The sequence below is a fragment of the Limnohabitans sp. Rim47 genome, assembly GCF_001517545.1.
GTDB lineage: Bacteria > Pseudomonadota > Gammaproteobacteria > Burkholderiales > Burkholderiaceae_C > Limnohabitans_A.
In genome coordinates, this window is sequence record NZ_FBYA01000003.1 from 119,340 (window position 1) to 145,133 (window position 25,794).

Annotated in this window: 24 protein-coding genes; 14 read left to right on the plus strand and 10 right to left on the minus strand. The window is 58.9% G+C overall.

The window, feature by feature from the left end; genetic code table 11:
* Positions 1 to 654, plus strand: coding sequence for an FMN-binding negative transcriptional regulator (locus BN3544_RS08355; protein WP_019430517.1), 654 nt, complete (start codon positions 1 to 3; stop codon positions 652 to 654).
* Positions 655 to 769: 115 nt separating this feature from the next.
* Here BN3544_RS08355 and BN3544_RS08360 read toward each other — a convergent pair whose 3' ends face one another.
* Positions 770 to 1,669 (minus strand): DMT family transporter, encoded by a 900-nt coding sequence (locus tag BN3544_RS08360; RefSeq protein WP_026036751.1) that lies wholly within the window; start codon positions 1,667 to 1,669, stop codon positions 770 to 772.
* A 124-nt stretch (positions 1,670 to 1,793) separates the two neighbouring features.
* On the opposite strand from BN3544_RS08360, the gene BN3544_RS08365 reads away from it, so the two are divergent.
* The gene (locus tag BN3544_RS08365) at positions 1,794 to 2,777 is read left to right on the plus strand and encodes a quinone oxidoreductase family protein (protein WP_019430515.1); all 984 of its coding nucleotides are present in this window, start codon (positions 1,794 to 1,796) and stop codon (positions 2,775 to 2,777) included.
* 56 nt (positions 2,778 to 2,833) lie between these two features.
* On the opposite strand, the gene lspA is transcribed toward BN3544_RS08365, so the two are convergent.
* From lspA to BN3544_RS08380, 3 genes are all read right to left on the minus strand, one after another.
* A complete protein-coding gene (lspA, locus tag BN3544_RS08370) occupies positions 2,834 to 3,349 on the minus strand; it encodes a signal peptidase II (protein WP_019430514.1) in 516 nt (171 codons plus the stop codon).
* Positions 3,350 to 3,379: 30 nt separating this feature from the next.
* A complete protein-coding gene (gene ileS, locus BN3544_RS08375) occupies positions 3,380 to 6,283 on the minus strand; it encodes an isoleucine--tRNA ligase (RefSeq protein ID WP_019430513.1) in 2,904 nt (967 codons plus the stop codon).
* 132 nt (positions 6,284 to 6,415) lie between these two features.
* Positions 6,416 to 7,465, minus strand: coding sequence for a bifunctional riboflavin kinase/FAD synthetase (locus BN3544_RS08380; RefSeq protein ID WP_019430512.1), 1,050 nt, complete (start codon positions 7,463 to 7,465; stop codon positions 6,416 to 6,418).
* 206 nt (positions 7,466 to 7,671) lie between these two features.
* Here BN3544_RS08380 and BN3544_RS08385 point away from each other — a divergent pair, with 206 nt between their 5' ends.
* Together BN3544_RS08385 and BN3544_RS08390 are read left to right on the plus strand one after the other, a co-directional pair.
* Complete coding sequence (locus BN3544_RS08385) at positions 7,672 to 8,229, plus strand: HNH endonuclease (RefSeq protein WP_026036750.1); 558 nt, start codon at positions 7,672 to 7,674, stop codon at positions 8,227 to 8,229.
* 128 nt (positions 8,230 to 8,357) lie between these two features.
* Positions 8,358 to 9,329 (plus strand): DNA ligase, encoded by a 972-nt coding sequence (locus BN3544_RS08390; protein ID WP_081499389.1) that lies wholly within the window; start codon positions 8,358 to 8,360, stop codon positions 9,327 to 9,329.
* A 44-nt stretch (positions 9,330 to 9,373) separates the two neighbouring features.
* Here BN3544_RS08390 and BN3544_RS08395 read toward each other — a convergent pair whose 3' ends face one another.
* Positions 9,374 to 10,489, minus strand: coding sequence for an acyl-CoA dehydrogenase family protein (locus BN3544_RS08395; RefSeq protein WP_019430509.1), 1,116 nt, complete (start codon positions 10,487 to 10,489; stop codon positions 9,374 to 9,376).
* A gap of 17 nt (positions 10,490 to 10,506) precedes the next feature.
* A complete protein-coding gene (locus BN3544_RS08400; RefSeq protein WP_019430508.1) occupies positions 10,507 to 11,688 on the minus strand; it encodes an acyl-CoA dehydrogenase family protein in 1,182 nt (393 codons plus the stop codon).
* Positions 11,689 to 11,873: 185 nt separating this feature from the next.
* Here BN3544_RS08400 and purN point away from each other — a divergent pair, with 185 nt between their 5' ends.
* Positions 11,874 to 12,461, plus strand: coding sequence for a phosphoribosylglycinamide formyltransferase (gene purN, locus BN3544_RS08405; protein WP_026036748.1), 588 nt, complete (start codon positions 11,874 to 11,876; stop codon positions 12,459 to 12,461).
* Here the strand turns inward: purN and BN3544_RS08410 are convergent.
* Positions 12,442 to 12,678 carry a DUF1653 domain-containing protein gene (locus BN3544_RS08410; protein WP_019430506.1) on the minus strand — a complete coding sequence of 79 codons (237 nt, stop codon included), beginning with the start codon at positions 12,676 to 12,678 and terminating at the stop codon, positions 12,442 to 12,444. The genes purN and BN3544_RS08410 overlap by 20 nt on opposite strands.
* 58 nt (positions 12,679 to 12,736) lie before the next feature.
* On the opposite strand from BN3544_RS08410, the gene BN3544_RS08415 reads away from it, so the two are divergent.
* Entirely contained in the window at positions 12,737 to 14,035 is a 1,299-nt protein-coding gene (locus tag BN3544_RS08415) for an RsmB/NOP family class I SAM-dependent RNA methyltransferase (RefSeq protein WP_019430505.1), read from the plus strand.
* Positions 14,036 to 14,146: 111 nt separating this feature from the next.
* Positions 14,147 to 15,358 carry a DesA family fatty acid desaturase gene (locus BN3544_RS08420; RefSeq protein ID WP_019430504.1) on the plus strand — a complete coding sequence of 404 codons (1,212 nt, stop codon included), beginning with the start codon at positions 14,147 to 14,149 and terminating at the stop codon, positions 15,356 to 15,358.
* A 327-nt stretch (positions 15,359 to 15,685) separates the two neighbouring features.
* Here BN3544_RS08420 and rpmG read toward each other — a convergent pair whose 3' ends face one another.
* From rpmG to trxB, 3 genes are all read right to left on the minus strand, one after another.
* Positions 15,686 to 15,856: a 50S ribosomal protein L33 gene (gene rpmG, locus BN3544_RS08425; protein ID WP_006298735.1), complete on the minus strand. Its 171-nt coding sequence runs from the start codon at positions 15,854 to 15,856 to the stop codon at positions 15,686 to 15,688.
* 26 nt (positions 15,857 to 15,882) lie between these two features.
* Positions 15,883 to 16,116, minus strand: a complete 234-nt coding sequence (gene rpmB, locus BN3544_RS08430; RefSeq protein WP_019430503.1) for a 50S ribosomal protein L28 — start codon at positions 16,114 to 16,116, stop codon at positions 15,883 to 15,885.
* 387 nt (positions 16,117 to 16,503) lie between these two features.
* Positions 16,504 to 17,463: a thioredoxin-disulfide reductase gene (gene trxB, locus BN3544_RS08435; protein WP_019430502.1), complete on the minus strand. Its 960-nt coding sequence runs from the start codon at positions 17,461 to 17,463 to the stop codon at positions 16,504 to 16,506.
* 165 nt (positions 17,464 to 17,628) lie between these two features.
* Here trxB and BN3544_RS08440 point away from each other — a divergent pair, with 165 nt between their 5' ends.
* The 7 genes from BN3544_RS08440 (at position 17,629) to BN3544_RS08470 (ending at position 25,754) form a co-directional block, all read left to right on the plus strand.
* Positions 17,629 to 20,028 carry a DNA translocase FtsK gene (locus tag BN3544_RS08440; protein ID WP_019430501.1) on the plus strand — a complete coding sequence of 800 codons (2,400 nt, stop codon included), beginning with the start codon at positions 17,629 to 17,631 and terminating at the stop codon, positions 20,026 to 20,028.
* Positions 20,029 to 20,075: 47 nt separating this feature from the next.
* A complete protein-coding gene (locus BN3544_RS08445; RefSeq protein WP_026036747.1) occupies positions 20,076 to 20,720 on the plus strand; it encodes an outer membrane lipoprotein periplasmic chaperone LolA in 645 nt (214 codons plus the stop codon).
* Positions 20,721 to 20,736: 16 nt separating this feature from the next.
* Positions 20,737 to 22,035 (plus strand): replication-associated recombination protein A, encoded by a 1,299-nt coding sequence (locus BN3544_RS08450; RefSeq protein ID WP_019430499.1) that lies wholly within the window; start codon positions 20,737 to 20,739, stop codon positions 22,033 to 22,035.
* Between the two features lie 186 nt (positions 22,036 to 22,221).
* Positions 22,222 to 23,151, plus strand: coding sequence for a branched-chain amino acid ABC transporter permease (locus BN3544_RS08455; protein WP_019430498.1), 930 nt, complete (start codon positions 22,222 to 22,224; stop codon positions 23,149 to 23,151).
* Positions 23,152 to 23,162: 11 nt separating this feature from the next.
* Entirely contained in the window at positions 23,163 to 24,239 is a 1,077-nt protein-coding gene (locus tag BN3544_RS08460; protein ID WP_026036746.1) for an ABC transporter permease subunit, read from the plus strand.
* Between the two features lie 11 nt (positions 24,240 to 24,250).
* Positions 24,251 to 25,036 (plus strand): ABC transporter ATP-binding protein, encoded by a 786-nt coding sequence (locus BN3544_RS08465; protein WP_026036745.1) that lies wholly within the window; start codon positions 24,251 to 24,253, stop codon positions 25,034 to 25,036.
* A gap of 1 nt (position 25,037) precedes the next feature.
* Positions 25,038 to 25,754, plus strand: coding sequence for an ABC transporter ATP-binding protein (locus BN3544_RS08470; protein WP_019430495.1), 717 nt, complete (start codon positions 25,038 to 25,040; stop codon positions 25,752 to 25,754).
* Positions 25,755 to 25,794 lie beyond the last annotated feature (40 nt).

Below are 25,794 nucleotides of genomic sequence, written 5' to 3' on the forward strand. Positions count from 1 at the left end.
GTGTACATCAAAAAGCATCACCAACTCAATGACCGCGACGCAGTCCTCGCCCTCATGGAAGCCCATCCACTGGGTGCTTGGGTCTGCCATGCAAAGGAAGGACTGATTGCAAACCACGTGCCGTTCTTTCTGGACAGAACGCGTGGCCCCTATGGAACGCTGCTGGGCCACGTTGCACGTGCCAACAGTGTCTGGCGAGTGCTGCCGCCTGACACGCCTTCTGTCGTGATGTTTCAAGGCGCCCAGTCTTACATCACACCCGGTTGGTATCCCGGAAAAGCTGAACATGGGAAGGTCGTACCCACCTGGAATTACGTGGTCGCTCATGCGCACGGGACGGCACGCGTGATTGAGGACCCGACCTGGATGCTGAACATGCTCAATCGGCTGACGGATTCCCAGGAGTCCGGGCAAACACTGCCTTGGCGCGTGGAAGATGCCCCGCCAGACTACATTCGCAAACTGATGCGTGGAATCGTTGGAATCGAAATTCCGATTGCCCGGGTGGATGGAAAACTGAAGGCGAGTCAGGACGAGGATATGCAGGACAGGCACGGTACGGTCAAGGGCTTGCAGTCGTACCATAGCCAGCAATCCCAAAATATGGCGGAGCTAGTGTTGGGCGCTTTGACAAGTGAGGCACCGCAAAGCTGACACCCCCGACCGGCAGCAACCGCTGCAAAAGAGTCTTTTGCTAAATTACCACCTGCAATCGCAGCATGAATCCTCTTCAGAAATTCCTGATGCCGCTGAGCAAAAACCTTGCAGCTTATTGCCTGGCCGACACCACAATCCCGCCAATGATCAGCGCAAACGCCAACGCGTGATACAGGTGCGGCAACTCACCCAAAAATGCAGCAGAAAAGATGGCCGCAAACAAGGGTGTGAGGTTGGCAAAGAATCCGGCCACAGCAGGTCCGGCTTGCTGCACGCCGATGCCCCAGCAGTGGTAGGCCAGCACCGCAGGCCCCACGGCCACAAAGGCCAGTGCGCTGATCAGTGGCCAACCCCAAGTGATGTGGGCGTCGGTCAAGGTCCATTCCAGCCCGGCAAACAGGCCTGACCAGACCAGACCAAACACCACTTGCGCCAGCAAGAAGGCGGCCCAGTCGTTGCGAATGGCATCGGGCTCGTCGCGGCGGCTGAGCAACCAGCTGTACCAGGACCAGCAAGCCACGGCCAGCAAAACGAACAGGTCGCCTGCCACCAGGCGGACCGCCATAAGCTGTGTCCAATCGCCCCGCGACATCACCACCAACACGCCGAGTATGGAGAGCGTCGCGCCATAGACTTGTGCGCGGCGCACCGGCGCCTGAAAAAACAGCGCCCCGATGGCCAGCATCCACACGGGGCCACTGGCCGCCACCAAGGTCACGTTGAGTGGGGTGGATGTTTGCAAGGCCAGGTATTGCAGCGCGTTGTAGCAACCCACGCCCAGCAAGCTGAGCAGTGCAAAGCGTCGCCAGTGTGACCACAGCCCACTGCTGCGCCGTAACACCCAAGAGGCCAGTGGCAGCAAGATGAGCAAGGCGACAGCCCAGCGTAAAAAGTTGAGTGTGATGGGCGGCACCAAGGTGCTGACCAGTCGGCCTACCACCGCATTGCCTGCCCAAAGCAAAGGAGGGACCGTCAGGAGCAGGGCGGTCATGGGCGAGAGTTTTTGAGACATGCGGCACTGTATCGGCATTCGGGTTTTCCCGCTGTCGCGAAGCTGTCCCCGCCCCGCACGCAGGCATGTGATTCGTGGCAAAGTCACGCATCGTTTGATTCCATCCATTCAGGAGAATTTCCCCATGAGCCTTGCAGTCCAGATCGACCAAAACGGCGGTCCCGAAGTCATGAAACTGGTCGATGTGACCGTGGGTGAGCCCGGCCCCGGCGAGATCCGCATCCGCCACAAGGCCATCGGCTTGAACTTCATTGACGTGTACCAGCGCGGTGGTTTGTACCCGCTGCCCATGCCGCTCAAGCTGGGTATGGAAGCTTCGGGCGTGGTCGAGGCGGTGGGCGAGGGCGTTACGCATTTGAAAGTGGGTGATCGCGCAGCCTATGCCAGCCAGCCGCCCGGCAGCTATTGCGAGGTGCGCGTGATGCCTGCCAAGTGTGTGTGCAAATTGCCCGATGCGATCTCGTTTGAGACGGGTGCGGCCATGATGCTCAAGGGCCTGACGGCGCAATATTTGCTCAAACGCACGCTGCCCCAGGGTGGCCTGAAGGCAGGAGACTTTGTGCTGTTCCATGCTGCCGCCGGTGGTGTGGGCCTGATCGCTTGCCAGTGGGCCAAGGCTTTGGGCTTGCGCTTGATTGGCACGGCGGGCAGCGATGCCAAGTGCGCATTGGCCAAAGCCAACGGCGCTGAGTTTTGCATCAATTATTCGACCGACGACTTCCAGGCTCGGGTGAAAGAAATCACGGGCGGCAAAGGTGTGAAGGTGGTTTACGACTCGGTGGGCAAAGACACTTGGGACAAATCACTCGACTGCCTGGCACCGTTTGGTCTGATGGCCAGCTTTGGCAATGCTTCTGGCGCGGTAGCCCCGTTCTCGCCGGGCATTTTGGGCCCCAAGGGTTCGGTTTATGTGACGCGCCAGACTTTGTTCAGCCACATCACCACACGTGAAAGCACGCAAGAGATGGCCGATGATTTGTTCGAGGCGGTGACCAGTGGCAAGGTCAAGATCCACATCGACCAGACCTTTCCCTTGGCCAATATCCAAGATGCGCACATCGCCCTGGAAGCCCGCAAGACAACGGGTTGCACCATCATCACGCTGTAAAACGAGTCTGAATTGAAAAGCCCGCTTCGGCGGGCTTTTTTGTGGGCGGATGCGAATCAGCGACCGCGTCTCACCCGCAAGATTTCATCCAGGATCAGCAAGGCTGCGCCCACGCTGATGCCGGCATCGGCCACGTTGAAAGCCGGGAAGTGCCAAGCACCCCAATAAAAGTCCAGAAAGTCGACCACGTAGCCGTGCAGCAAGCGGTCCACCACGTTGCCGATGGCCCCGCCCAAAATCAGCGCGATGGCCAGGCTGAACAGTTTTTGGCCCGCATGTGAGCGCAGCATCCAGACCATGAACAGTGCAGCGACGACGCCGATGCCCGTGAAGAACCAGCGCTGCCAGCCGCCTGCACCTGCCAGAAACGAGAAGGCCGCACCGTGGTTGTGTGCCCGTACCAGGTTGAAAAACGAGGTGATCGGCGTGCTGTCACCCAGCTGAAAAGCGCCTAGTACCAGCACCTTGGTGAACTGATCTAGCAAAAGCACCAAAAGGGCAATGCCTAGCCAGAGCGCCATGCCCTGGCTTTTGCTGGAGCCACCATGGCCGAATTTTTTGGAGCTGGCCATGGGCTTGCCTTGTCTTTTAGGGGGTGAAATTCAGGCGATCAAGCGGGTTTCGCCCGCGCCGTGCAGGTTGCTGACGCAGCGGCCACAAATCGTGGGGTGAGCGGCGTCGTGGCCCACGTCGTCGGCGTAGTGCCAGCAGCGTTCGCATTTGGTGGCTTGGCTGGCGGTCACTTGCACCGCCAGAGTTTCCCCTGCCTGCAAAGTCACTTTGGAGGTGATGAACACGAACTTGATGTCTTCGCCCAGGCTGGCCAGCAAGGCATGGTCAGCTGCAGGCGCTTGCAAGGTGATATCGGCTTGCAGCGACGCGCCCACTTGGCCTGCGGTGCGCAAGGTTTCGATGTCCTTGTTGACCAGATCGCGGATTTCGCGGATGCGGGCCCACTTGGCCAGCAGTTGTGTATCGACCGCACCGAAGTCGCTGAAGGTTTCCAGGAAGATGGATTCGGATGTGCCGAAAGTACCCCAGGCCTCTTCGGCCGTGAAGGACAGGAAAGGTGCCATCCAGCGCAGCATGCCGTGGGTGATGCGGTAGAGCGCTGTTTGCGCACTGCGGCGGGCCAACGATTTGGGGGCCGTGGTGTACAGGCGGTCTTTCAACACGTCAAGATAAAACGCGCCCAGGTCTTCCGAGCAATAGATTTGCAACTTGGAGACCACGGGGTGGAACTCATACGCGTCGAAGTGGGCGCGAATATCGGCTTGCAACTCGGCCGCACGGGCCAGCGCAAAACGGTCGATTTCCAACAATTGGTCATCGGGCACGGTGTCGTTGGCCGGGTCGAAGTCACTCACGTTGGCCATCAAAAAGCGCAGCGTGTTGCGGATGCGGCGGTACGCATCGACCACGCGGGCCAGGATTTTGTCGTCGATGTTGAGGTCACCCGAATAGTCGGTGCTGGCCACCCAAAGGCGCACGATTTCAGCGCCCATTTTGGAGTTGATGGTTTGCGGCTCGACGGTGTTGCCCAGCGACTTGCTCATTTTGCGGCCTTGGCCGTCGGTGGCAAAGCCGTGGGTCAACAGGCCTTTGTAGGGCGCACGGTCATACAAGGCGCAGCCCAGCAGCAGCGAGCTGTGGAACCAGCCCCGGTGCTGGTCGTGGCCTTCCAGGTACAGATCGGCCTCGGGGCTGGAATTGTCCGATGAGCTGTGGAAGGGCGGCACGCCGTACGCGTCTTTGTGGCTGCCGCGCAGCACATGCTGGAAGGTGCTGCCCGAGTCAAACCAGACCTCCAAGATGTCGGTGCTCTTGGTGTAGTGCGGTGCATCGGCTGCGCCCAGAATCTCTTCCACCGTGACGCGGCTCCAAGCTTCGATGCCGCCTTTTTCGACAATGTCAGCGGCCTGGTCCAGGATGGCCATGGTGCGCGGGTGCAGCTCGCCACTGTCTTTGTGCAAGAAGAAAGGCACGGGCACGCCCCACGAGCGCTGGCGCGAGATGCACCAGTCGGGGCGGTTGGCGATCATGTCGCGCAGGCGGGTTTTGCCGTTTTCGGGGTAGAACTGGGTGTGCTCGATCGCATCGAGCGCCAACTGGCGCAAAGTCTTGGGCGCTTTGTCTTTCGTGAAAACACCCTCGCCCTCGTCCATGCGCACAAACCACTGGGCGGCAGCGCGGTAGATAACGGGGGTTTTGTGACGCCAGCAGTGCGGGTAGCTGTGGGTGATTTCTACCGTGGCCATCAAGCGGTCGCTTTGGCTCAGCACCTCGATCACGCGGGCGCAGGCTTTCCAGATGTGCTGGCCACCGAAGAAGGGCAGCTCTTCGGCATACACGCCGTTGCCTTGAACCGGGTTGAGGATGTCGTCGTATTTCAGGCCGTGGGCCACGCAAGAGTTGAAGTCGTCCACGCCATAGGCGGGGGCCGAGTGCACGATGCCGGTGCCGTCGGTGGCGGTCACGTAGTCGGCCAGGTAGAGCGGCGATTGGCGGCGGTAGCTGTATTGGCCGCCTTCTTCGGCGGTCACGGTGTCGTGCAGTGGGTGACGAAACACCAGGCCGCGCAGCTTTTCGCCCACAGCGGTGGCGATCACGGTGCCTTGCAGCTTGTAGCGCTCCAGGCACTTCTCGACCAGGCTGGCGGCCAGCAGCAGCACGCCACGGGGCGTGTCCACCAGCGCGTATTCCAGCTCGGGGTGGGCGTTGAGCGCCTGGTTAGCTGGGATGGTCCAAGCGGTGGTGGTCCAGATCACGGCAAAGGCTTTTTTGCTGCCCTCGCCAGGCAGCTTGGGCAGGCCAAAGGCGGCAGCCAATGCAGCGGCGTCATCGGCTTCAAAGGCCACGTCCAGCGTGTCGCTCTTTTTGTCGGCGTATTCGATCTCGAATTCGGCGAGAGAAGAGCCGCAGTCAAAGCACCAGTAAACGGGCTTGAGGCCGCGGTAGACAAAGCCGCGCTCGATCACGCGTTTGAAGGCACGGATTTCACCGGCTTCGTTGGCGAAGTCCATGGTGCGGTAGGGGCGCTCCCAATCGCCCAGCACGCCCAGGCGCTTGAAGTCTTCACGCTGCTGGTTGATCTGCTCGGTGGCAAAGGCGCGGCTTTTGGCCTGCATGTCGTCGCGGCTGAGGTTGCGGCCATGCAGTTTTTCAATCGCGTTTTCGATCGGCAGGCCGTGGCAGTCCCAGCCGGGGATGTATTGCGCGTCAAAACCAGCGAGTTGCTTGGATTTGACGATCATGTCTTTCAGCACTTTGTTGAGGGCGTGGCCAATGTGCAGTTTGCCGTTGGCGTAGGGTGGACCGTCGTGCAGCACAAACAGCGGGGCGCCTTGGCGTGCTGCGCGCAGTTTTTTGTACAGACCGCCTTCGTTCCAGTCGTTCACCCAGCCTGGCTCACGTTTGGGCAGGTCACCGCGCATGGGAAAGGGCGTGTCGGCCAGATTGAGTGTGGCGCGGTAGTCGGTGCTGGCTGGGGTTGTGGCTTCGGTCATGGTGCTTCAAGTCGGGAGGGCTTCGACAAGCTCAGCCCGAGCGGCGGGCCGTTCGGAGAGATCAAAAGGAGGTGGGCCGTTGAGGTCGTTCGCCCTGAGCCTGTCGAAGGGCAGCAAACGAGGGCCGGATCGTCAAATTCGGTCGCGGGTGGTCTGGCGGCTCAAAGACTGGGCATTGTCGCCACGGCGTGTCGCAAACCACGCTTGTGCGTCTTCGCAGTCTTTGGCAATGCCCTTTGTCAGGGCGTCCAGACCGTCGTATTTGAGTTCGTCGTGTAGTTTGTGCAGCAGATCCACGCGGATGATTTTACCGTAGCCCCCCTCGGGGCCCAGATCGGCGGGCCAGTCGAAGGCGTGGGTCTCCAGCAGCACCCGGCCACCGTTCACATCGGTGGGGTCCAAAGAGGGCCTGATGCCCAGATTGGCGACGCCTTTCAATGGGCAGTGAGTCAAGCCATGCACTTGCACCACGAAGATGCCGCTGGCAGCAGGCTTCCAATGCGAAAACCGCAAATTCAGGGTCCGAAAACCATCCCCCGCGCCTTCTGCGGTGGCAGCCAGTTCGCGCCCGAGCTTGCGCCCATGCACCACGTGGCCGCTGATGCTGTAGGGGCGGCCCAGCAGGGCTTGCACATCATGCAGGCGACCCTGACCCAGGGCATCGCGCACGGCCGAGCTGGATACACGCAGGCCGTGCACTTCGTAGCTGTTCATGCGAGCCACATCAAAGCCCAGACGCTGGCCCGCAGCGTCGAGCATGGCGTAATCGCCCGCCCGCTTGGCCCCAAAGCGGAAATCGTCGCCGACTTGCACATAGCGCACGCCCAGGCCCTCGATCAGCACTTGCTGGATAAAGTTATCGGGCGATTGGCTGGCCAGTTCGGCATCGAAGGGCAAGACCACCACTTGGTCTACGCCGCAGCGCTCCAGCTCTTGCAGCTTGTCGCGCAGGGTGGCGATGCGGGCAGGGGCCAGTTCTGGCTTGTTCAGCGCCTTGGCAAAGTAATCGCGCGGGTGCGGCTCGAAGGTCATCACGCAGCTGGGCACGCCCCGATGGGCGGCTTCGCTGCGCAACAGCGCCAGCATGGCCTGATGCCCGCGGTGCACGCCATCGAAATTGCCGATGGTCAGGGCGCAGGCATGGGCCAGGTCAGGGTGATGTAAGCCGCGGAAAACCTTCATGTCGCTTGGGTGTTACCCGCCTGGCCAGCAAAGCGCCAGCATTCACGGGATTGTCAAAGTAAGAGGGTATATTGTGACTGAGCCCGATCCACCAGCCCGTGGCCTTTTGCAGCTTTGAAGTGAGACCTTTTTTCAAGCCATGCTGGACAGGATCGCGACGGAACTTTTCGTGTCAGTGGTTTTTGAACTGTTGAATGGAGGCGTCTGTGAAGGTTTTGAAACTCTCGGCCCAAGGGCTGCCGCAATCTTGGATTTCACTCGAGCAGGCGGTCACCCACTACGCCGCCGACGAGGTGCGCTGGGAAGCAGGGCAGCAAGTCGCCGTTTTTCGTGGCGGGCACAACGCGCTCACGGGGCAGCAATCCATCATCACCGTCAACAGCATCATCGGCACCCAGGGCGTGCCCCGCATCAACCCGTTTGACATGCGTTCGGGGCTGACCAATCCCAAACTGTTTGTGCGTGACCGCAATGTGTGCGCTTATTGTGGTGGGCATTTTCACGGATCGGTGCTGACGCGCGAGCACATTGTTCCCTTGTGCCAAAACGGCCCTGACCACTGGATGAACGTGGTCACGGCCTGCCGCTCTTGTAACCACCGCAAAAGCAGTCGCACCCCCGAACAGGCCCGCATGCCGCTGCTGTACGCACCTTATGTGCCCAGCCTTTGGGAAGACTTCATTTTGCGCAATCGCCGTATCTTGTCTGACCAGATGGCGTTCCTGATGGCGCATGTGCCCAAGAATTCGCGTTTGATGGTTTGAGTCTGCCGGCCCTCTGCGACCGCTTGCACAGTGCGGGTGCTTGCACTGTCAGGCCAACAGCCGCATGATGTCTTTCTGAAAACAAAAGGCCAAAAAATTAAGGCCTTCCACCCTCAGGGAGACACACCATGCAGACACCGACATTTGTACAGTCCTTCGGCACTGAACCGTTTCACTCACAAGACAATCCCCGGCATCCGGACCATGACCCAGCACATGGCCCGGGCTTGAACCGGCGGCAGACTTTGTTCGCGCTGTGGATCGGTGCATGGCTGGCCCCTGACGCTGAGGCCAAAGATGACAGTGCGTCAGAAGCCCCGGCGCAAGTTCAAGTTCAAGTGCAATTGGCCACGTCCTGGCCCCTTGGTCGATCACCGCAAGGCTTTTTGGTCAGTGAAAAATTCGACGGTGTGCGTGCCGTCTGGGACGGTCGGGTTTTGCGCTTTCGCAGCGGACGTTTACTGGCTGCCCCAAATTGGTTTGTGTCGGCCTTGCCGGCCACCCCGTTGGACGGCGAACTCTGGATGGGGCGAGGGCAGTTTGACCGCTTGTCGGGCGTGGTGCGCCAAGCTGTGCCGGATGACGATGCCTGGCGTGCAGTGAAATACCTGGTGTTTGACACCCCTCAAAATACCGCGCCGTTCAAAGACAGGGTGCGCCTTGTTCAATCTGCCGTGGGGGCTGCACGAGTGCCTTGGTTGGTGCCGGTGGGGCAAGAGCTTGTCAACGATGCTCCGGCTTTGAAGGCGCTGTTGCAAGAGACCGTGCGTAACGGTGGTGAAGGCTTGGTGTTGCACCGGACCGACGCCCTTTGGCGAGCCGGGCGATCCGATGCGCTTTACAAATTCAAGCCAGAAGCTGACGAAGAGGCTCGGCTGGTGGGATACCAAATGGGCAAGGGGCGCTTGCAGGGGCAAACCGGGGCATTGCTCTTACAAATGCCCTCAGGGCAGCGGTTTGCCTTGGGCGCAGGCTTGAGCGATGCGCTGCGGCGTGATCCGCCGCAGGTTGGCGCTTGGGTGACTTACCGCTACCGTGACCGCACCCCGTCGGGTTTGCCGCGTTTTGCCAGCTTTTTGCGAGTGCGAGATCCTGAATGAACAAGGGCTCCTTGAGGAGCCCTTGTTGAAGGTTTCAAGCCGGATCAGGCAAACACGCCTGCGGTCTCTTGCATGCGTGCCGACACCTCGCCCAGTTGGTGCAATGTGTCGCCAAAGCTCATGTCCAGTTGCGTCAGTTTCTTGAAGTAGTGGCTCACGATGTATTCGTCTGTGACCGCAATGCCGCCGTGCAATTGCACCGCTTGCTGCCCAATGAAGCGCATGGACACACCCAGCTGGTATTTGGCACGGGCCATGGCGCGACGGCGTTCTTCAGCAGGGGCATGCAATTTCAGGCTGGCGTAGTAGCTCATGGAGCGGCCCAGTTCCAGTTGCATCTTCATGTCGGCCACGCGGTGGCGCAAGGCCTGAAAACTGGCGATGTTCACACCAAATTGCTTGCGCGTGTTCATGTAGTCCACGGTGATGGCCAAGGTCTTGTCCATCACGCCCACGGCTTCGGCACAAACGCAGGCCATGCCAATGTCCACCGCTTCTTCAAGGGCCGTCAAGCCATTCAAGGTTATTAGCTGTGCCGGGGCTTGGTTCAGCAGCACTTCAGCGGCGCGTGAACCGTCTTGTGTGATATAGCCTTGGGTGCTCACACCACTGGCGCTGCGTTCGACCAAAAACAGGGCGATCTGACCGTTCACAGTGGCAGGCACCACAAAGGCATCGGCTTGGTCGCCCACGGCCACCACGCTCTTGGTGCCGCTGACCGACCATGTGCCGTTGGATTCGCTGCCTTGTGCAGCGCAGCGGCTCAGTAGGTAACGTGCGCCACGCTCTTGGTGCGCCAAGACCACGACTGCTTCGCCTGCCGCCATGCGCGGCAGCCACGCCGCTTGCAGTGCGGCAGGTGCATGGGTTTGCAGTGTGGCGCTGGTGATCAGGGTCTGGGTCAGGGGTTCGAGCACAATGCCGCGGCCGAGCTCTTCCATCGTCACCATGGCTTCGGTGGGGCCCATGCCCATACCGCCGTGTTCTTCGCTCACGTACAGGCCGGTCAGCCCCAGCTCGGCCAACTCGCCATAGGCAGCGCGGTCAAAACCGCCTGCCGCCACGATGGCGCGGCGACGGTCAAAGTCGTAACCCTTGTCCACCCATTTGCGCACCGCGTCGCGCAGTTGTTCTTGGTCGTCAGAAAAATCGAAATCCATTTTGAAATCCTTTCGGGTCAGCCGAGCACGGTTTGCGCGACGATGTTGCGTTGCACTTCATTGCTGCCGCCATAAATGGTGGTCTTGCGCATGTTGAAGTAATTGGCAGCCAATGGCGCATTAGCGACCACACCGCCGGGGAAGTCGCCTTGCCAGCCAGCGTCCATGGCTTCAAAGATGAAAGGCAGGGCAAAGGGCCCTGCGGCTTGCATCATCAGCTCGGTGTAGCGCTGCTGGATTTCACTGCCCTTGATCTTCAAGAGACCTGCGATGTCGAGTGAGTTCTTGCCCGATTTTTCGGCTGACAAGACGCGCAGCACCAGCATTTCGAGGGCGACGATGTCGACTTCGAGTTTGGCAATTTCGTCGCGAAAGCGCAGGTCGTCATACACACCCTCGGCTTTGGCAATGCGCTTGAGACGCTCCAACTCGCGCTTGGCGCGGTTGACATCGGCGATGTTGGTGCGCTCATGGGCCAGCAAGTGCTTGGCGTAGTTCCAGCCCTTGTTTTCTTCACCGACCAGGTTTTCGGCGGGCACTTCGACGTTGTCAAACCAGACTTCGTTGACCTCGCATTCACCGTCGAGCAGTTTGATGGGGCGCACGGTGATGCCGGGCGATTTCATGTCGATCAGCAAGAAAGAAATGCCGGTTTGGGGTTTGCCATCGGTGCTGGTGCGCACCAGGCAAAAAATCCATTCGCCGTACTGGCCCAGCGTGGTCCAGGTTTTCTGGCCATTCACGATGTATTTGTCGCCGACGCGTTCGGCTCGGGTTTTCAGTGACGCCAAGTCTGAGCCGGAGCCCGGCTCGCTGTAACCTTGACTCCACCAGACCTCGCCGCTGGCGATGCCCGGCAAAAAGCGTTTGTGCTGCTCGGCATTGCCAAAAGCCATGATCACGGGCGCGACCATCACGGGGCCAAAAGGCACCACGCGAGGCGCTCCGGCCAAGGCGCATTCTTCTTCGAACAGATGTTTCTGAATGGCATTCCAGCCCGGCCCACCAAATTGTGTGGGCCAGCCCCAGCCCAACCACCCCTTTTTGCCCAGAATCTTGGCCCAGCGCTGCATGTCGTCGCGCGTCAGACGCATGGCGTTGTGCACTTTGTGTGAAATGTCAGCGGGCAAGTTGTCCTTGACCCAAGTGCGAATTTCATCGCGGAAAGCGAGTTCTTCGGGTGTGAATGCCAAATCCATGGGGGACTTTCTCCGGTGGTGGGGGGGCTGCTCGGATGCGCAGCGCAAGCAAAATCAAACGGTCGTGCTTTTTATCATGCGCCTTCGTGGCCGGCCTGTCTTGGGTGCGACAAAACAGGCCGGCGCCGGCGTCTGGCTTGGGCATGGGGCTGGCGCAGGTGTGCAGGGATAATCGGGCCCAAACCATGAAAAACATTGTCATTTTGATTTCCGGCTCGGGCTCCAACATGGCCGCCATCGTGCGTGCAGCAGAGCAAGGCCGCTGGGGTGAGCGCTTGCACGCGCATGTGGCTGCGGTGGTGAGCAACCGGGCCGATGCGCAAGGGCTGGCCTTTGCCAAAGACCACGGCATCCCCACGGCGGTGTTGGACCACAAGGCGTTTGCCAGCCGTGAAGATTTCGACGCCGCGTTGATGGCGCAAATCGATCGGTTTTCCCCAGATTTGGTGGTGTTGGCAGGTTTCATGCGCATCCTCACGCCCGCTTTTGTGGCGCACTACGCGGGGCGCTTGCTCAACATTCACCCATCGCTGTTGCCCGCTTTTGCCGGACTGAACACGCACCAGCGTGCCATCGATGCCGGATGCCGTTTTGCCGGTGCCACCGTGCACCAGGTCACGGCCGAGCTGGACCATGGCCAAATTTTGGCTCAGGCGGTGGTGCCTGTGCTGCCCAATGACACCGCTCAGGCCTTGGCTGCGCGCGTGCTCACGCAAGAGCACCTGATTTACCCGCGCGCGGTGGCTGATTTTTTCAGTCGCCGATTCGGGTGAAGCGGGGCTGGACTTTTCCGTTGAACTCAGCCACATCCGCGAACATGGCCGCAGGCCTGACCCACAGGCCTTGCTCACCATAAAGGGCTTGGTACAGCGTCATGGCTTGCAGGTCTTCGCTGTGGCGCACGGTGCCCAGCACGCGGTACTGTCCGCCTTTGTAGTGCTGGTACAGGCCCTTTGGGGTTTCGATCAAGGGGGGCAGTGGCTCGGACATGGGGACTTTCTTGGGAAGAGGTCAATTGGTAAGGGTTCGGGATGGGACAATACGCCCCATGCATCCAAAAGCCCTTTTAGACGCCTGTGCCGATCTGGTCAGGCTGGTTCTCCAATTTGAACATCCCGCCGACGCTGTGGTGTCGCGTTATTTCCGTGAGCACCGCTCGCTTGGTCCCCGTGAGCGGGCCACTTTGGCTGAAACGGCCTTTGCCGTTTTGCGCAAAAAACTGCTGTTTGAGCAATTAGCCCGATCAGGCTCTGGCGGCAAAGAGCGCAAGTTGGCGATTCTGGGGTTTTTTGGCCCACGCGACTTTTTGGCCGCAGCCCTGAACGACACCGAAAAGCAGTGGTTGGCCACTTGCGATGCCATCCCGGCTGATGCCTTGATGGCCCCACACCGCCACAACCTGCCTGAGTGGATGGCGCAGGCCTTGCAAGCCCAATTGGGTGAAGATTTCTGGGCCTTGGCCGAAAATTTGCAGCAAGCGGGCACGCTCGACTTGCGGGTCAATATGTTTCAGGCCAAACGCAGCGATATCCAGAAAGAACTGGCGCAAGTGGGCATTTCGTCCACGGTCACACCCTATTCGCCTTGGGGCTTGCGCCTTGAGGGCAAACCTGCTTTGCAAAAGACCGATGCCTTCACCCGAGGTGCCATCGAGGTGCAAGACGAAGGATCCCAGTTGCTGGCCTTGCTGGTGGACGCGCACCGCGGCGAAATGGTGGTGGATTTTTGTGCCGGTGCGGGCGGTAAAACGCTGGCGCTGGGCGCGGCCATGCGCAGCACGGGCCGTTTGTATGCCTTTGACGTGTCGGGTCATCGCCTGGACGCCCTCAAACCGCGCATGGCCCGCAGCGGTTTGTCTAACGTGCATCCTGCCGCTATTGCGCATGAGCGCGACGACCGCGTTAAACGTTTGGCGGGCAAGATCGACCGTGTGCTGGTCGATGCCCCTTGCTCAGGCCTTGGCACCTTGCGCCGTAACCCTGACTTGAAATGGCGTCAGAAGCCCCAAGCTGTTCAGGAGTTGACTGAAAAGCAGCAAGCCATCTTGCAAAGCGCTTCGCGCATGGTCAAATCGGGTGGTCGGCTGGTTTATGCCACTTGCAGTGTCTTGCCAGAAGAGAATGAGCTGATCGCACAAGCTTTCAGTGCCGCCAATCCTGACTTTGTGCCCTTGAACGTCGCCCAAGAGTTGGAGCGGCTCAAGGTGCCAGACGCGGCCAGCTTGTGTTCTCCGGCACCATCGGGCGATGCCAATCCCGATGCCCTGCCAGGTGGCACGTTTTTGCGCTTGTGGCCACATCGCCATGCCACCGATGGATTTTTTGCCGCAGCTTGGGTCCGAAAGTAAATTTTAAGACTCATTATTGGCGGATTCGGTCGAAAAAGCTGTCCTTTTGAGGACGGAAAACTTAAAATCGACAAATTGCCTGAAATCAGGCGTCAGTAGAAAGACAAACTCATGTTGTTGCCTGATTGGGCCTTTTTGGATTCAGTGATTCAGTGGATGGGCCACGGCTTGTTCGACTTTTCGTGGTGGCAGATGGTGTTGATCACCTTGGGGCTGACCCACATCACCATTGCCAGTGTCACGATTTTCCTGCACCGTCACCAGGCGCACCGCGCTTTGGACTTGCATGCCATTCCTTCGCATTTCTTCCGTTTCTGGCTGTGGTTGACCACCGGCCAGGTCACCAAAGAGTGGGCGGCCATTCACCGCAAGCACCACGCCAAGTGTGAGCAAGCCGAAGACCCGCACAGCCCGCACGTGCACGGCATTAAAACCGTGCTGTTCACGGGTGCCGAGTTGTACCGCAAGGAATCCAAGAACCTGGAAACCATGAAGCGCTTTGGCCACGGCACGCCAGACGATTGGATCGAACGCAACTTGTACACCCGTTTTTCATGGCAGGGCGTGGCCTTGATGTTGATCATTGACGTGGCTTTGTTCGGTTTTCTGGGTTTGACCGTGTGGGCAGTCCAAATGGCCTGGATCCCGATCACGGCGGCCGGCATCATCAACGGTGCGGCGCACTATTGGGGTTACCGCAACTTTGAGGCGCATGACGCCAGCACCAACATTTCGCCTTGGGGCATCCTGATCGGTGGCGAAGAGTTGCACAACAACCACCATACTTACCCCACATCAGCCAAGCTGTCGGTCAAGCCCTACGAGTTCGACATTGGCTGGTTGTACATCCGCATCCTTGAAACTCTGGGCATGGCCACCGTCAAAAAGACGCCACCGCGTCTGGCTTATGGTGATATCCGCCCTGTGGCCGACGAGAAGACACTGGAAGCCCTGATTGCCAACCGTTACGAGGTCATGGCCAACTACGCTCGCAATCTGCACAGCGTGTTGCAACAAGAGGCCAGCAAACTCAAGGTGGATGCCAGCGTGATGCAAGCGGCCAATCGCTGGTTGCACCGAGACGCGGCCAAGGTGCCTGCTGATGCCCAAGCGCAGCTCAAACAAGCCCGTGCAGCCAGCCCAGTCCTCGACAAAATGGTGCAAATGCGTGAAGAACTCAGCCAGATTTGGCTCAACACCTCACATTCGCGTGAGCAACTGGCTGCCGATTTGCAAGCCTGGTGCCGCCGTGCCGAAGAAAGTGGCATTGCAGCTTTGCGTGATTTCTCAGTGAAGTTGCGAGCTGTTCGCCAAATGGCCTGATGGCTCCCGGCGTTCAATGCAAAAGGGCCTTCGGGCCCTTTTTCTATGGGGTTGATCAGGTTTAAACCCTGCCTTGGATGGTGGCGTGGGCATTTAATGCCATTCCAGCAAACTTGATGCCACCCCGGCTTGAAACAGGTCCATCTTTGGGCTTACTCAAAGTGCTGGCTCGGGCGCATGGTTCCCGGTTATTGGTCACAGGTCAGGTTTGGGATGGCCGTTGTGGGGAGGTCGCTCTCAACAGCCACCGACCGGTCAATTCGACTTTGAATCAGACAACAAAAAACCCGCCAGAGGCGGGTTTTTTGTGAGAAGGCACAAGCTGAATTACTTCAGCTTGATTTCCTTGTATTCAACGTGCTTGCGAGCTTTTGGGTCGAACTTCATGATCGACATTTTCTCGGGCATTGTTTTCTTGTTTTTGCTGGTCGTGTAGAAGTGACCAGTACCAGCTGTGGATTCCAGCTTGATTTTTTCGCGTCCGCCTTTGGTTGCCATGGTGTATGACTCCTAATGTTCTGGGTTTAGGCTTGACCGCGTTCGCGCAGGTCTGCGAGAACGGCATCAATGCCATTTTTGTCGATCAGGCGCAGAGCAGCGCTGGAAACGCGCAGACGCACCCAACGGTTTTCTGTTTCAACCCAGAAACGACGGTATTGCAGGTTCGGCAGGAACCGGCGCTTGGTTTTATTGTTGGCGTGGGAAACGTTGTTTCCCGTCATTGGGCCTTTGCCCGTTACGTCGCAAACGCGTGCCATGTGGACACTCCGATACTTTTAAAACAGCTGGTGCCGATGGGTCTCATGCAGAACTGCATGAAGCCTGGCGTTCCAGCCTCACCTCGCCAAGATGGGTGGCGGTATCCCAGATTGCTGTTTCCGTAATCCCGATCGAAGAGTCCGAGCAGAAGCAGCAAAGCCTTGGATTATAGCCAGAAAGCTGGGGCTTGAGCTCTTGGGTTGGGGTTTGTGACAAATGGACGCTTGTTTTGCCCACGGTGCTGAGGCGTTGCGGGTGCCTGCCGGGGTTCAGAGGCGCTTCGCTTTGCCACATCACCCTAGCTGGCACCCGCAACGCCTTTGCTCAGGTGCGCAGGCGGCACCCAAGCGCCTTTTCAGCCTGCTGTGCTGACCAGGGTGCAGTCGTCAACCGTTGTTTTGTTCCAGAAAGCGCTGAGCATCCAGCGCCGCCATGCAGCCCGTGCCGGCACTGGTGATGGCCTGGCGGTAAACGTGGTCTTGCACATCGCCCGCAGCGAAAACACCGGGCACCGAGGTTTGGGTGGCAAAACCTTTGAGGCCGCTTTGGGTCACGATGTAGCCGTTTTCCAGATCGAGTTGGCCCTGGAAAATTTCGGTGTTAGGGGCGTGGCCGATGGCAATGAAGCAGCCTTTGAGTTCGATGTCTTGCAAGCTGCCGTCCACCGTGCTTTTCAGGCGCACGCCCGTCACGCCCGATGCGTCACCCAGCACTTCTTCCAGGGTCTGGAAGGTTTTGAGCACGATCTTGCCTGCAGCGACCTTTTCCATCAGCTTGTCGACCAAGATCGGTTCGGCCTTGAACTTGTCGCGGCGGTGAATCAAATAGACCGTGCTGGCGATGTTGGACAGGTAGAGCGCTTCTTCGACGGCGGTGTTGCCACCCCCGACCACGCAGCACAGCTGTTCGCGGTAAAAAAAGCCGTCGCAGGTGGCGCAACCGCTTACCCCTCGTCCCATGAAGGCGGTTTCGGAAGGCAGCCCCAAGTATTTGGCCGAAGCGCCCGTGGCGATGATCAGTGAATCGCACGTGTAGGTCCCGCTGTCACCGATGAGGGTGAATGGGCGCTGGTCGAGTTTGACGGTGTGGATGTGGTCGAACACGATTTCAGTGTTGAAGCGCTCGGCGTGCTCCTGGAAGCGCTGCATCAGCTCGGGGCCCTGCACGCCATTCACGTCAGCAGGCCAGTTGTCGACTTCGGTCGTGGTCATGAGCTGGCCCCCTTGGGCCATGCCGGTGATCAACAAAGGCTTCAGGTTGGCGCGAGCGGCGTAAACGGCGGCGGTGTAACCAGCAGGGCCGGAGCCGAGGATCAGGACTTGTGCGTGTTTGGATGTGGCAGACATGGTGTGCAATCGGGTTAGGCGGGCGGTTAAAAGACAAAGTCAATGCAATGCATCGAATGGTCTTATTGTAAGAAACCACCAAAGTCAGCAGGCCGAGAGGGTTTCATGCAGGCGCGTGCGCGGTCTGAACGGGGGGCTTGATCGGGTAAGCTTGAGGCCTAATTTATGACCTATTCACTGCACACATTGATCAACCCCACGGCCCGAGCCAAGGAGGTTGAGGAACCTCAAACGTTTTGGGCGCGCTTTGCCCAAGAAATCGCTTTGTTGATGGGCGGCGCATTGCTTTTGCTGTGCATTTTGGCTTTGCTGAGTTACCAAGCCTCCGATCCGGCTTGGTCCACCTCTGGCAGCGGACAAACGGTACGCAACTGGATCGGTCGGGGAGGGGCCTTGTTGGCTGACTTGGCTTATTTTGGACTTGGCTATTCCGCTTGGTGGTGTCTGGCGGCAGCTGGGCGCGCTTGGTTGGTGGGTCTGGCTCGCTGGATGAGGGGTTCAGCGGGGGAGGATTCGGCCCCTGCGGCCCACGAGCGCCGCAGTCGTTGGACTTTCTGGATCGGCTTGCTGGTTTTGCTGTCGGCAAGCGCCAGCATCGAGTGGGCTCGTTTGTACCGCTTAGAGGCCAATTTACCCGGCCACAGTGGCGGCGCATTGGGTTATTTGGTGGGCACAGTCAGCGTGCGCTGGTTTGGCTTTACGGGTGCGGCATTGGTGGGGATCGCGCTGGTGGTCACCGGCGTTGCAATGGTGTTCCGCTTTTCTTGGGGCCAGCTGGCCGAGGTGGTGGGCGGGCGCATTGATGGCTTGATCCAGTCCCGCCACGAAAAGCGAGAAATTCAGGAAGACTTGGCATTGGGCCAGCAGGCTTTGCGCGAACGTCAACAAGCCATGCCCATGCAAGCCATTGAGCCGCAGTGGGACATGGACCCTTTGGCCCCGGCGCCTGGGGGGCAGCTGGATCTGGAGCCTTTGCCAATCCCTGTAGCGCAGCCCCCAGCGATGGTGATTGAGCCTGCCGTCATGGATGTGCCGCGCAGCGACCGGGTGGTCAAAGAGCGTCAAAAACCACTGTTCACAGAATTGCCCGACAGCAAGCTGCCGCAAGTGGATTTGCTCGACAGTCTGTCGATCCGGCAAGAAACAGTGTCGCCCGAGACGCTGGAGATGACCAGCCGCCTGATTGAGAAAAAGCTCAAGGATTTTGGTGTCGAGGTGCGCGTGGTGGCTGCGGCCCCCGGCCCGGTGATCACGCGTTACGAGATCGAGCCTGCCACGGGCGTCAAAGGCTCTCAGGTGGTGAACCTGGCCAAAGACTTGGCGCGTTCGCTCAGCCTGGTGTCGATTCGAGTGATCGAAACCATTCCTGGTAAAAATTTCATGGCTTTGGAATTGCCCAATGCCAAGCGCCAGTCGATCAAGCTCAGTGAAATTTTGGGCTCTCAGGTATACAACGAAGCCAAATCGATGCTGACCATGGGCTTGGGCAAGGACATCATTGGCAATCCGGTGGTGGCCGATCTGGCCAAGATGCCCCACGTGTTGGTGGCGGGTACCACCGGCTCGGGCAAGTCGGTCGGAATCAACGCCATGATTTTGTCGCTGCTCTACAAGGCCGAAGCCCGCGATGTGCGCTTGCTGATGATCGACCCCAAGATGCTGGAAATGTCGGTTTACGAAGGTATTCCGCACCTGCTGGCCCCGGTGGTCACCGACATGCGCCAAGCCGCACACGGCCTCAACTGGTGTGTGGCCGAGATGGAAAAGCGCTACAAGCTGATGAGCAAGATGGGCGTGCGCAATTTGGCCGGTTACAACGTCAAGATTGACGAAGCCACGGCCCGCGAAGAGTTCATCTATAACCCGTTCAGCCTGACCCCGGACGATCCCGAGCCGCTCAAGCGCTTGCCTCACATCGTGGTGGTGATCGATGAGTTGGCCGACTTGATGATGGTGGTGGGCAAGAAAATTGAAGAGCTCATTGCCCGTCTGGCCCAAAAGGCCCGCGCGGCCGGTATCCACTTGATCTTGGCCACACAGCGCCCCAGCGTGGACGTGATCACCGGCCTGATCAAGGCCAATATTCCAACCCGCATCGCGTTTCAAGTGTCGAGCAAGATTGACAGCCGCACCATCCTCGACCAAATGGGGGCTGAAGCCTTGTTGGGCATGGGCGACATGCTTTACATGCCTTCGGGCACTGGTTTTCCGATCCGCGTACACGGTGCGTTTGTCAGTGATGAAGAAGTGCACCGCGTGGTGAACTACCTCAAGAGCCAGGGTGCGCCCGATTACATCGAAGGCGTGCTCGAAGGCGGCACGGTGGACGACGATGGCGGCATGCTGGGCGAGGGCGATAACGCAGAAAAAGACCCGATGTACGACCAAGCGGTCGAGGTGGTCCTGAAGAACCGCAAAGCCAGCATCTCCTTGGTCCAGCGTCACCTCAAGATTGGCTACAACCGTGCAGCCCGCTTGGTGGAAGACATGGAAAAAGCCGGCTTGGTCAGCAGCATGAGCGGCAGCGGACAACGAGAGATTTTGGTGCCCGCCAGGGCCGAGTGACCATGATGCAAAACAAATTGGGGTCGCGCCGCACGGTGCTGGCATTCATGGGCAAGGGCTTGTTGGCCGTGTCGACAATGGCTTGGGGCGTTCATGCCCAAGCCGATGGCGTTGATCTGTTGGCCCAGTTCATGAAACAAGCCCGCAGCGGGCGTGCTCAGTTCACGCAGGTGGTCACTTCGCCCAGCAGGGCCGGGCAGGTGCCTCGCAGCAAAACATCCAGTGGCAGTTTTGAATTCCAGCGCCCAGGCAAGTTTCGCTTTGATTACCGCAAGCCTTTTGTGCAAACCTTGGTGGCCGATGGCCAAACACTTTGGCTGCACGATGTCGAGTTGAACCAGGTCACTGCGCGCAAGCAGTCGCAGGTGCTGGGCTCGACCCCGGCCGCCTTGTTGACGGCTGCATCGGACTTGCAAGCCTTGAAAGCCGATTTTCAATTCGCACCCGAGCCCGAACGGGACGGGTTGCAATGGGTGCGTGCCACGCCTCAATCGCCAGACGGGCAAATTCGCGCTGTGATGATGGGTTTGCGTTCTGCTGCTGCAGGGCCTGAATTGGCCGTGCTGGATGTGCAGGACAACCTGGGTCAGCGTTCGGTGCTGACGTTCTCGGGTTTTGAGATCAACCCGATCTTGCCTGCCCATACATTTGCATTCAAAGTCCCTGCCGGTGTTGATGTGATCAAGCCTTGATGTGTGAGCAGGTTGGATGAAAGCTGTCAATTTGTCGCCCCATGCACCGTTGGCCGAGCGCCTGCGTCCAAAGCACCTGGGTGAGGTGATTGGCCAGCAGCATTTGCTGGGCGAGGGCATGGCCTTGCGTTTGGCGTTCGAGTCTGGCCAGCCGCACAGCTGTATTTTGTGGGGCCCGCCAGGCGTGGGTAAAACCACGATTGCCCGCTTGATGGCCGATGCCTTTGACGCACAATTCCTCAGCATCAGCGCTGTTTTAGGCGGCGTCAAAGACATCCGTGAAGCGGTTGAAAAAGCCGAGGCTGCCCGCACTGGCCTGCACCCGCAGCGCACCATCATGTTTGTGGACGAGGTGCACCGCTTCAACAAAAGCCAGCAAGACGCGTTTTTGCCGCACGTTGAAAGTGGCTTGTTTACTTTCATTGGCGCCACCACCGAAAACCCTTCTTTCGAGGTGAATTCGGCCTTGCTCTCGCGAGCTGCCGTGTACGTGCTTCAGCCCTTGTCTGAAGACGATCTGCAAAAAATCGTGGTTCGGGCGCAAGGCATCAACGCGATTCCCTCAATTGAGTCCGAGGCTTTGACCCGTTTGCTGGCCTATGCCGATGGCGATGCCAGGCGCTTGCTGAACACGCTTGAAACCTTGTCCATGGCGGCCAAGCAAGAGGCCATCGACCCAGTCACGGACACCTGGTTGATGCGGGTCTTGGGTGAACGCATGCGCCGCTACGACAAAGGCGGCGAGCAGTTCTACGACACCATCAGTGCCTTGCACAAGTCCGTGCGTGGCTCAGACCCCGATGCCGCACTGTATTGGTTCGTCCGCATGCTTGATGGGGGTGCAGACCCGCGCTACATGGCCAGGCGATTGATCCGCATGGCCAGCGAGGACATTGGCTTGGCCGATCCGCGCGCGCTGCGCATGGCCTTGGATGCTGCCGATGTGTATGAACGCTTGGGCAGTCCCGAGGGTGAGTTGACGCTGGCGCAGTGCGTGATTTATTTGGCCATGGCCCCCAAATCAAATGCCGCTTACAAAGCCTTCAACGAGGCCAAGGCATTCGTCAAAAAAGACGGCACCCGCCCGGTGCCCATGCACTTGCGCAATGCCCCGACCCAGCTGATGAAAAACCTCGATTACGGCAAGGGCTATCGCTACGCGCACGACGAAGAAGGCGGCTTTGCGGCGGGCGAGCGCTATTTGCCCGACGGCATGGCCGAACCTGGCTTTTACAGGCCTGTGCGCAGGGGGTTGGAGATCAAAATTGCGGACAAACTGGAAGAACTGCGAAAGAGAAATTCAGGCACAGGGTAATTCCCGAGCAAATTGAATACTGACGCGATACTTTCTTTCACTACAATCCCGCCACCCCGCCCGATGTTGCGCAGATCTGGCGGGTTTTTTGCTAGTGGTCAGGGCTTGCCCAAAAGGTGTGCCTGACTTGATAACAACAACCGAAGCGAAGACCCACTAAGCGCGGGTCAAAACACGGAGAAATATATGGACGTCTTCTTCCAGCAGGTCATCAACGGCCTGGTCATGGGCAGCATGTACGCCTTGGTGGCCTTGGGCTACACCATGGTCTACGGCATCATCAACTTGATCAATTTTGCACACGGTGAAGTGCTGATGGTGGGGGCTTTGACGAGCTGGACAGCCATCGGCATGATGCGCGACGCCATGCCGGGCGCTCCAGGATGGGTCATCCTGATTTTGGCCACGCTGATCGCTTGTGTGGTGGCCGTGGCCTTGAATTTTTCCATTGAAAAGATCGCTTACCGACCTTTGCGCAACAGCCCCAAGTTGGCCCCCCTGATCACCGCCATCGGCATGAGTATCTTGCTGCAGACGCTGGCCATGATCATCTGGAAACCCAATTACAAGGCGTACCCCACATTGCTGTCGAGCACCCCGATCAACATGGGCGGCGTTGTTATCACACCCACGCAAATCATGATTTTGGGTGTGACCGCCGTCTCATTGGCTGTGCTGATGTGGTTGGTCAACTACACCCGCCTGGGCCGCGCCATGCGCGCCACCGCCGAGAACCCCCGCGTGGCGGGCTTGATGGGCGTGAAGCCTGACATGGTGATTTCGGCCACCTTTGTGATCGGTGCCATTTTGGCGGCCATTGCAGGCGTCATGTACGCCTCGAACTACGGCACTGCGCAACACGCCATGGGCTTTTTGCCCGGCCTGAAGGCCTTCACCGCAGCGGTGTTTGGCGGCATTGGCAACTTGTCGGGTGCGGTGATTGGCGGTATTTTGCTGGGGCTGATCGAGGCCATTGGCTCGGGTTACATCGGACACCTGACAGGCGGCGTTTTGGGTAGCCATTACACCGACATTTTTGCGTTCATTGTGTTGATCATCGTTTTGACCCTGCGCCCTTCGGGCTTGATGGGTGAACGCGTGGCCGATCGCGCTTGATGGAGGTCGACATGAAAAACAACAAAACACTTCAATTTCTGCTGATCGGTGCGGCGCTCATTGCACTGCCGCTGGTTCTGCAAATTTTTGGCAACGCCTGGGTGCGCATTGCCGACATGGCTTTGCTCTACATCTTGTTGGCCATCGGCCTGAACATCGTGGTGGGCTATGCCGGTTTGCTCGACTTGGGTTATGTGGCCTTTTTTGCGGTGGGCGCCTACATGTACGGCTTGCTGTCGTCGCCTCACCTGACCAACACGTTCGCGTGGATCGCTGCCGCGTTTCCTGCGGGCATGCACATGCCGATTTGGCTCATCGTGCCCGTCGGGGCCGCGTTGGCGGGCCTGTTTGGCATGTTGCTGGGCGCGCCCACACTCAAACTGCGCGGTGACTATTTGGCCATCGTGACCTTGGGTTTTGGCGAGATCATCCGCGTGTTCATGAACAACCTGGACCATCCCGTCAACATCACCAACGGCCCCAAAGGTCTGGACCAGATCGATCCGATCTCGATCTTTGGCTTGAACCTGGGCAAGAAGCTGGTGATTGGCGATTTTGAAATCGCTTCGGTGTCGTTGTATTACTACCTGTTCTTGAGCTTGGTGCTGTTCACCATCTTGATCTCGCACCGCTTGGAAATCTCTCGCATTGGGCGCGCTTGGATGGCCATTCGTGAAGACGAAATCGCTGCCAAGGCCATGGGTTTGAACACACGTAACCTGAAGTTGCTGGCTTTTGGCATGGGCGCCACTTTTGGCGGCGTGTCGGGTGCCATGTTTGCCGGTTTCCAGGGCTTTATTTCGCCCGAGTCCTTCAGCCTGATGGAGTCGGTGATGATTGTGGCGATGGTCGTCTTGGGCGGCTTGGGCTACTTGCCGGGGGTGATTTTGGGCGCGATTTTGTTGTCGGCATTGCCCGAAGTGCTGCGCTATGTGGCGGGCCCTTTGCAAGAAATCACAGGCGGTCGTTTGGACGCCTCGATCATGCGGCAGTTGTTGGTGGCGTTGGCCATGATCGTGATCATGTTGATGCGTCCTCGGGGGCTGTGGCCTTCGCCTGAGCATGGCAAATCGCTCAAGACGAAATGAAGGAGCAGAACATGAATCCAACAGCCAACAAAGACACCGTGCTCAACGTTTCGGGTATTTCCAAGCGATTTGGCGGTTTGCAGGCCCTCACCGATGTGGGCATGACCATTCAGCGCGGTCAGGTCTATGGCCTGATCGGCCCCAACGGCGCAGGCAAGACCACATTTTTCAATGTGATCACCGGCCTGTACACGCCCGACAGTGGCAGCTTCGAGCTGGCAGGCAAGCCTTACCAACCCACGGCGGTGCACGAAGTGGCCAAAGCCGGCATTGCCCGCACTTTCCAGAACATCCGTCTGTTCGCCGAAATGACGGCGCTGGAAAACGTGATGGTGGGCCGCCATGTGCGGACCCACTCGGGTTTGCTGGGCGCGATTTTCCGCACACCTGGCTTCAAAGCCGAAGAGGCGGCCATTGCCCAACGCTCGCAAGAGTTGCTCGACTACGTGGGCATTGGCAAATACGCCGACTACAAGGCCCGCACGCTGTCTTATGGCGATCAACGCCGCTTGGAGATCGCTCGCGCCTTGGCCACCGATCCCCAACTGATCGCCCTGGACGAACCTGCCGCTGGCATGAATGCGACCGAAAAAGTGCAGCTGCGCGAGTTGATCGACCAGATCCGCAAAGACAACCGCACCATCTTGCTGATTGAGCACGATGTGAAGCTGGTCATGGGCTTGTGTGACCGCGTCACCGTGCTCGACTACGGCAAGCAAATTGCCGAAGGCACGCCTGCCGAGGTGCAGAAAAATGAAAAAGTGATTGAAGCCTATTTGGGCACGGGAGGACACTGAGATGGCCGACATCCTTTTGAAAGTCAAAGACCTGCAAGTCGGCTACGGCGGCATTCAGGCGGTCAAAGGCGTGAGCCTCGAAGTGCGCGAAGGCGAATTGGTGTCGCTGATCGGCTCCAACGGGGCGGGCAAAACCACCACCATGAAAGCCATCACCGGCACCTTGCCCTTGCAAGCCGGTGACATCGAATATTTGGGCAAGAGCATCAAAGGCCAAGGCCCTTGGGACTTGGTCAAGCAAGGCTTGGCCATGGTGCCGGAAGGCCGCGGCGTGTTCACCCGCATGACCATCATCGAAAACCTGCAAATGGGCGCGTACATCCGCTCAGATGCCGCAGGCATCGCCGATGACATCGAGAAGATGTTCACCATCTTCCCGCGTCTGCGCGAACGCAAGGACCAGTTGGCGGGCACCATGTCCGGGGGCGAGCAGCAGATGCTGGCGATGGGCCGTGCCTTGATGAGTCGCCCCAAAGTCTTGCTGCTGGACGAGCCTTCTATGGGCTTGTCGCCCATCATGGTCGACAAGATCTTCGAGGTGGTGCGTGATGTTTATGCCCAGGGCGTCACCGTCTTGCTGGTGGAGCAAAACGCCAGCCGTGCATTGGCCATTGCCGATCGGGGTTATGTGATGGACTCCGGCCTCATCACCATGACCGGTGTGGGCAAAGACATGCTGGAAGACCCCAAAGTTCGGGCGGCTTATTTGGGCGAGTGAACTGCATTTGCCCGACGATGGGCCGTTGCCGCCTCAGGCT

Coding starts and splice junctions, on each gene's coding strand:
- BN3544_RS08360 (WP_026036751.1), bottom strand. CDS start 1,669: ATGTCTCAAAAACTCTCGCCCATGACCGCCCTGCTCCTGACGGTCCCT.
- BN3544_RS08365 (WP_019430515.1), top strand. CDS start 1,794: ATGAGCCTTGCAGTCCAGATCGACCAAAACGGCGGTCCCGAAGTCATG.
- lspA (WP_019430514.1), bottom strand. CDS start 3,349: ATGGCCAGCTCCAAAAAATTCGGCCATGGTGGCTCCAGCAAAAGCCAG.
- ileS (WP_019430513.1), bottom strand. CDS start 6,283: ATGACCGAAGCCACAACCCCAGCCAGCACCGACTACCGCGCCACACTC.
- BN3544_RS08380 (WP_019430512.1), bottom strand. CDS start 7,465: ATGAAGGTTTTCCGCGGCTTACATCACCCTGACCTGGCCCATGCCTGC.
- BN3544_RS08390 (WP_081499389.1), top strand. CDS start 8,358: ATGCAGACACCGACATTTGTACAGTCCTTCGGCACTGAACCGTTTCAC.
- BN3544_RS08395 (WP_019430509.1), bottom strand. CDS start 10,489: ATGGATTTCGATTTTTCTGACGACCAAGAACAACTGCGCGACGCGGTG.
- BN3544_RS08400 (WP_019430508.1), bottom strand. CDS start 11,688: ATGGATTTGGCATTCACACCCGAAGAACTCGCTTTCCGCGATGAAATT.
- purN (WP_026036748.1), top strand. CDS start 11,874: ATGAAAAACATTGTCATTTTGATTTCCGGCTCGGGCTCCAACATGGCC.
- BN3544_RS08410 (WP_019430506.1), bottom strand. CDS start 12,678: ATGTCCGAGCCACTGCCCCCCTTGATCGAAACCCCAAAGGGCCTGTAC.
- BN3544_RS08415 (WP_019430505.1), top strand. CDS start 12,737: ATGCATCCAAAAGCCCTTTTAGACGCCTGTGCCGATCTGGTCAGGCTG.
- BN3544_RS08420 (WP_019430504.1), top strand. CDS start 14,147: ATGTTGTTGCCTGATTGGGCCTTTTTGGATTCAGTGATTCAGTGGATG.
- rpmG (WP_006298735.1), bottom strand. CDS start 15,856: ATGGCAACCAAAGGCGGACGCGAAAAAATCAAGCTGGAATCCACAGCT.
- rpmB (WP_019430503.1), bottom strand. CDS start 16,116: ATGGCACGCGTTTGCGACGTAACGGGCAAAGGCCCAATGACGGGAAAC.
- trxB (WP_019430502.1), bottom strand. CDS start 17,463: ATGTCTGCCACATCCAAACACGCACAAGTCCTGATCCTCGGCTCCGGC.
- BN3544_RS08440 (WP_019430501.1), top strand. CDS start 17,629: ATGACCTATTCACTGCACACATTGATCAACCCCACGGCCCGAGCCAAG.
- BN3544_RS08445 (WP_026036747.1), top strand. CDS start 20,076: ATGGGCAAGGGCTTGTTGGCCGTGTCGACAATGGCTTGGGGCGTTCAT.
- BN3544_RS08450 (WP_019430499.1), top strand. CDS start 20,737: ATGAAAGCTGTCAATTTGTCGCCCCATGCACCGTTGGCCGAGCGCCTG.
- BN3544_RS08455 (WP_019430498.1), top strand. CDS start 22,222: ATGGACGTCTTCTTCCAGCAGGTCATCAACGGCCTGGTCATGGGCAGC.
- BN3544_RS08460 (WP_026036746.1), top strand. CDS start 23,163: ATGAAAAACAACAAAACACTTCAATTTCTGCTGATCGGTGCGGCGCTC.
- BN3544_RS08465 (WP_026036745.1), top strand. CDS start 24,251: ATGAATCCAACAGCCAACAAAGACACCGTGCTCAACGTTTCGGGTATT.
- BN3544_RS08470 (WP_019430495.1), top strand. CDS start 25,038: ATGGCCGACATCCTTTTGAAAGTCAAAGACCTGCAAGTCGGCTACGGC.